This window comes from Streptomyces odonnellii, assembly GCF_000981895.1.
Taxonomy (GTDB): Bacteria; Actinomycetota; Actinomycetes; order Streptomycetales; family Streptomycetaceae; genus Streptomyces; species Streptomyces odonnellii.
Genome location: NZ_LATD01000235.1, coordinates 1 through 5,218 on the forward strand (window position 1 = coordinate 1; position 5,218 = coordinate 5,218).

Annotated in this window: 4 protein-coding genes; 3 read left to right on the forward strand and 1 reads right to left on the reverse strand. The window is 73.7% G+C overall.

The window, feature by feature from the left end:
* Window positions 1-66 precede the first annotated feature (66 nt).
* The 3 genes from WH07_RS21890 to WH07_RS21900 all read left to right on the forward strand — a co-directional run bounded on the left by WH07_RS21890 (window position 67) and on the right by WH07_RS21900 (window position 3,100).
* Entirely contained in the window at window positions 67-1,101 is a 1,035-nt protein-coding gene (locus WH07_RS21890) for a FecCD family ABC transporter permease (RefSeq protein ID WP_046502682.1), read from the forward strand.
* Window positions 1,102-1,193: 92 nt separating this feature from the next.
* Window positions 1,194-2,267 (forward strand): FecCD family ABC transporter permease, encoded by a 1,074-nt coding sequence (locus WH07_RS21895; RefSeq protein ID WP_046502688.1) that lies wholly within the window; start codon window positions 1,194-1,196, stop codon window positions 2,265-2,267.
* A complete protein-coding gene (locus tag WH07_RS21900) occupies window positions 2,264-3,100 on the forward strand; it encodes an ABC transporter ATP-binding protein (protein ID WP_046502684.1) in 837 nt (278 codons plus the stop codon). The genes WH07_RS21895 and WH07_RS21900 overlap by 4 nt, the downstream gene beginning before the upstream one ends.
* Window positions 3,101-3,142: 42 nt before the next feature.
* Here WH07_RS21900 and WH07_RS21905 read toward each other — a convergent pair.
* On the reverse strand, window positions 3,143-5,218 hold a 2,076-nt coding region (locus WH07_RS21905; protein ID WP_157877407.1), incomplete at its 5' end, for an HAD-IC family P-type ATPase.

Sequence of the window (5,218 nt, forward strand, 5' to 3'; positions counted from 1 at the left end):
ACCTCAGCCGGCCCAGCCCGCACCCGCACTCGCCCGCCCGCCCCGCACTCGCCCCGATTGGTCCGCATGTCAGCCGCCGCCCCGCCGGTCCCCGGTGTCAGACGCGTCCTGGTCGCCCGCCGTATCGGCTGGACGGCGGCCGCCGTCGTCGCCGTACTGCTCGCGGTCCTCCTCAGCCTCGCGGTCGGCGCGCGCGCCGTCGCCCCCTCCGCCGTCGTCGACGCGCTGCTGCACGGCGCGCGCGGCGACGACGCCGAGGTCATCCGTCAACTCCGGGTGCCGCGCACGCTGATCGGGCTGATGGTCGGCGCCGCGCTCGCCCTCGCGGGCACCGTTCTCCAGGGCATCACCCGCAATCCGATCGCCGACCCGGGCATCCTCGGTATCAGCCAGGGCGCCTCGGCCGGAGTGGTGCTGGCCATCGCCTTCGCCGGGGTGCACACCCTCACCGGTTATGTCTGGTACGCGTTCGCGGGCGCGGGCATCGCCTCGGTGGCGGTGTACGCGGTCGCCTCCAGCGGGCGCGGTGGTGCGACCCCGGTCAAACTCGCCCTGGGCGGCGCCGCGATCAACGCGCTGCTCCTCTCGGTGACCACGGCCGTGCTGACGACCGACGCGGCGGCGCTGGACGAGTTCCGCTTCTGGCAGGTGGGCTCGGTGGCGGGCCGGGACTCCGAAGTGGTGGCCCAGGTCTGGCCGTTCCTGCTGGTCGGCACGGTGCTGGTGGTCTCGGTGGCACGCGGTCTGGACGCGCTGGCGCTCGGCGAGGACGTCGCGAAGGGGCTCGGCCAGAATGTCGCGGCGGTACGGGTCCTGGGCGGTGTCGGCGCGACCGTACTGACCGGGGTCGGCGTCGCGGCGGCGGGGCCGATCGCCTTTGTCGGGCTGGCCGTTCCGCATATCGCCCGCGCGATCGTCGGCACCGATCACCGCTGGGTGCTGCCGATGGCCGCGCTGCTCGGTCCCGTGATGCTGCTCGTCTCCGATGTGGTCGGCAGGATCGTGTTCCCGCCGGGCGAGATTCCGGCGGGGGTGGCGACGGCGCTGCTCGGGGTGCCGTTCCTGGTCGCGCTCGTGCGCAGAAAGGCGGTGCCCGCATGAAGGCCCGGACCACGAGCGACACCGCCGCCGCTGCCGACACCGCCGGCGCCGCTGACACCGCCGGCGCTGCTGCCGCGACGGACGCCCGGGTCATGGGCGTACGGCCGACCGGATACACCCGCGTACGGATCGGGCGCGGCTCGTTCCTGCTGCACCGGCGGGCGGCCGTGGCCGCTGTCGGACTCGCGGTGGTGCTGGCGGCGGTGTGCGTCGCGTATCTGAGCGTCGGCGAGAGCTTCGTACCGCCCTCCGAGGTGGTACGGGTCCTCAGCGGGCAGCCGTCCGCGAACGAACTCGTCGTCGACACGCTGCGGTTGCCGCGCATGATGACCGGGCTCTTCGTGGGGCTGGCGTTCGGAGTCGCGGGCGCGCTGATCCAGACCGTCGCCCGCAACCCGCTGGCCAGCCCGGACATCATCGGCATCAGCCAGGGTGCGAGCGCTCTCACGGTCGGCGCCATGACGTTCGGCGTCACCTCGTTCGCCGTGCTGCCGTATCTGTCGGTCGCGGGCGGGATCCTGGCGGCGGCGCTGGTGTACGTGTTCGCCTGGCGCGGCGGGCTGCACGCGACCCGGTTCGTGCTCATCGGGATCGGGTTCGCGATCGCGCTGCGCTCCGTCACCACGCTCTTCCTGACCAAGGGCGACTATCTGGTCGCCCAGCAGGCGCAGGTCTGGATGACCGGTTCGCTCAACGGCCGCGGCTGGGACGAGGCCGCGCCGCTCGGCTGGCTGCTCCTCGCCCTGCTGCCCGCGATGCTGTGGGCGGCGTACGCGCAGCGCACGGTGTCGGTGGACGACGACACGGCCACCGCGCTGGGGATACGGCTCGGGCGCGTCCGGCTCGGTCTGGTCCTGCTCGGCGTGGTGCTGGCGTCGGTCGCGACGGGCGCGGCGGGGCCGGTGGACTTCGTGGCGCTGCTGGCACCCCAGATCGCGCGGCGGCTGACCCGTACCGCGCAGATCCCGCTGCTCTCCTCGGCGCTGACGGGCGCGGTCGTCGTCGTACTGGCCGATCTGCTGGCCCGCAAGGTGCTCGCGCCGACGGAACTGCCGGTGGGCGTGCTGACGGCGGCGGTGGGCGCGCCGTATCTGATCTGGCTGATCGTCCGGAGCCGTGCCGTGGGCACGGGTGCGACGGGGGTACGAAAGGGAGGGACCGCATGAGCAGGCTCATGGCCCGCGGGCTGACGCTCGCCTACGAGGACCGTACGGTCGTCCACGAGCTCGAACTGGCCGTCCCCGACGGGCAGGTGACCGTCATCGTCGGCCCGAACGCCTGCGGCAAGTCGACCACACTGCGCGCGCTGGGCCGGCTGCTCAAGCCGCGCGGCGGCTCGGTGCTGCTGGACGGTACGGAGCTGGCGAGGATCCCGACGAAGCGGATCGCCCGGTCGATCGGTCTGCTGCCCCAGTCCCCGGTCGCGCCGGAGGCGATCACGGTCGCGGACCTGGTGGCGCGCGGGCGCCAGCCGCACCAGCACTGGTGGCAGCAGTGGTCGGACGAGGACGAGCGCGCGGTGACCGAGGCGATGACCCGTACGAATGTGAGCGCTCTCGCCGACCGGCCCGTGGACGAACTCTCCGGCGGGCAGCGGCAGCGCGTCTGGATCGCGATGGCCTTGGCACAGGAGACGGACCTGCTGCTGCTGGACGAGCCGACGACGTTCCTGGACATCGCGCACCAGGTGGAGGTCCTCGACCTGGTGCGCCGCCTCAACCATGAGCAGGGTCGTACGGTCGTGATCGTCCTCCACGACCTCAACCAGGCGGCCCGCTACGCCGACCACCTGGTGGCGATGAAGTCGGGCCGCGTGATCGCGGAGGGCACGCCGGGGGAAGTGGTGACGGCGGAGCTGGTACGGGAGGTCTTCGGCCTCGAAGCGGTGGTGATCCCGGACCCGGTGACGGGCTCGCCCCTGGTGGTACCGGGGGCACCGTTCCGGCCGGAGGCCCGCTCGGCTCCGGCCGGGGAAGAACTCGGCCCGTCCGGCGACTGAGGCGCTGAAAGCGCTCTCTCCGGGAAGCGCTCTCCGCTCGCGTCACTTCGTGCGGGCGCCGTTGCCCGCGTGGGCGTCCAGGGCCGGTGCCTCGTAGACGTCCGTGTCCGGGATGCGCGCATCCTCGGGTGCGCGGGACGCGGGTGTGCCGTCGGCCGACTCCGGCGCCCCGGCTTCCCGCGCGTCCGCCGTGTCCGCCCTGCCCGTCGTCTCCGTCGTCTCCGCCGTCTCCGTCGTGTCCGTCGTGTCCGTCGTCTCCATCAGCCGCTTCCACAGGGCGATCAGGCCCGCCCGGTATCCGCCCTCCGGCGGGTTCGACCACAGGCTGTCCGACCACAGGCTGTCCAGGGACGTGCGCGCGCGCCGCGCCACCGGGGGAAGACGGACGGCTGCCATCGTGCCCGCCGTCGCCGCCGCCAGGGCGATCGTCCAGCCGACCGGGCCGAGCGGGGTGCTGCCGAAGAAGTGGCTGACGCCGGGAGTCTGGATGACCGCGGCCAGGGCCGCCATGGAGCCGGCGACCGCGGCCAGGACCGCGGGGCTGCGCCAGCCGACCAAGAGGGTCTGGCCGAGCTGGGTGGCGACGAGCGCGGCCAGCGCGACCGTACGGGCACGGGCCGGGCGGCCCGTCGCGCGCGCCGCGATCCAGCCGGCCGCGGCTCCCAGCGCGGTGGCCATGGCCCGTACGGTGATCTCGTCGGTCAGGGCGGTGCCGAGCGACGACTCGGGCCCCTCGCGCAGCAGACGCCCTCTGGCGTCCTCCCCCGGCGGACGCAGGGCCACGGCGATGGCCGGCGCGAGGTCCGTGAAGAGGTTGACCAACAGGAGCTGACGGGCCGTCAGAGGCGAGGCACCGCTGACCGTGGAGCCCAGGACCGTGAAACCGATCTCGCCCAGGTTCCCGCCGAGGAGGATCGCCAGCGCCTGCCGTACCGACGCCCACATCGCGCGTCCCTCGACCAGCGCGGCCAGGATGGTCTCCAGCCGGTCGTCCGTGACGACGAGGTCCGCCGCCGCCCGGGCGGCCGGGGTGGCCCGGGTACCGAGGGCGATACCGACGTCCGCGAGCCGGATCGCGGGCGCGTCATTGGCCCCGTCGCCGGTCATCGCGACCGTACGGCCGAGCCGCTGGAACGCCTTGACGACCCGCACCTTGTGCGTCGGCGTGCCCCGGGCGACCACACCGACATTCGGCAGCAGTACGTCCAGCTCGTCGTCGTCCAGGGCGTCCAGATCCGCGCCGGTGACGACCCTCCGCCCGTCGGCCACATCGAGTTCGCGGGCGATCGACTCGGCGGTCTGCGGATGGTCCCCGGTGATCATCACGATATGCACACCCGCCTCGGCGAGCTGCCGCACCGAACGCGCCGCGCCGCTGCGGACCTTGTCGCTGAGCAGCAGGAAGCCGAGGAAGTCGAGGCCGTTCACCGCGTCGTCGGTGAGCGGGCCGCCGCCCTTGTCACGCGACTCCGCGACCGCCAGGACCCGGTGGCCCTCGGCGGCCAGCTTCTCGCTCTCGGTCAGCAGCGCTTTCTTCGACTCCCGGCTCAGGTCGCAGAGTTCGACGACGCGCTCCGGGGCGCCCTTGACCGACAGCAGCCGGTCCGTGCTGTCGCGGCCCCGGGTGGCGTGAAAACCGCGGCTCGGCTCGAACGGCAGGCTCGCGGTGCGCCGCCAGCCGCGCGCTCCGTCGGTACGGGCGACGCCGGCCCGCTCGGCGCCGGACACCACGGCGCGATCGGTGAAGTGCTCCAGCTTCTGGTTGTCGCGCGGACGCGGGGTGGCACGCAACGCGGCTGCGAGCACGGTCCGTTCGCGATGGCCGAGAGACTCCGGCGGACGCCCTTCGCGGTCACCGGGCCCGGAACCCCCGTCGCCCGGCGTGCCGCGCCCGTCCCCGGCCTCCGCCCCGTCGCCCCCGTGCGCGACGACCAGCGCCAGCTCGATCCGTCCATGGGTGAGCGTGCCGGTCTTGTCGAAGCACAGCACGTCCGCCCGCCCCGCGGCCTCGATCGTACGGGGATCGCGCACCAGCACACCCAGCGTGGAAAGCCGCCGGGCAGCGGCGAGTTGGGCCGCCGAGACCAGGAAGGGCAGCCCCTCCGGCACACTCGCCAC

Excerpts from the sequence above, each read along its gene's own strand:
- WH07_RS21890 (WP_046502682.1), top strand. The coding sequence starts at position 67 with ATGTCAGCCGCCGCCCCGCCGGTCCCCGGTGTCAGACGCGTCCTGGTC.
- WH07_RS21895 (WP_046502688.1), top strand. The coding sequence starts at position 1,194 with ATGGGCGTACGGCCGACCGGATACACCCGCGTACGGATCGGGCGCGGC.
- WH07_RS21900 (WP_046502684.1), top strand. The coding sequence starts at position 2,264 with ATGAGCAGGCTCATGGCCCGCGGGCTGACGCTCGCCTACGAGGACCGT.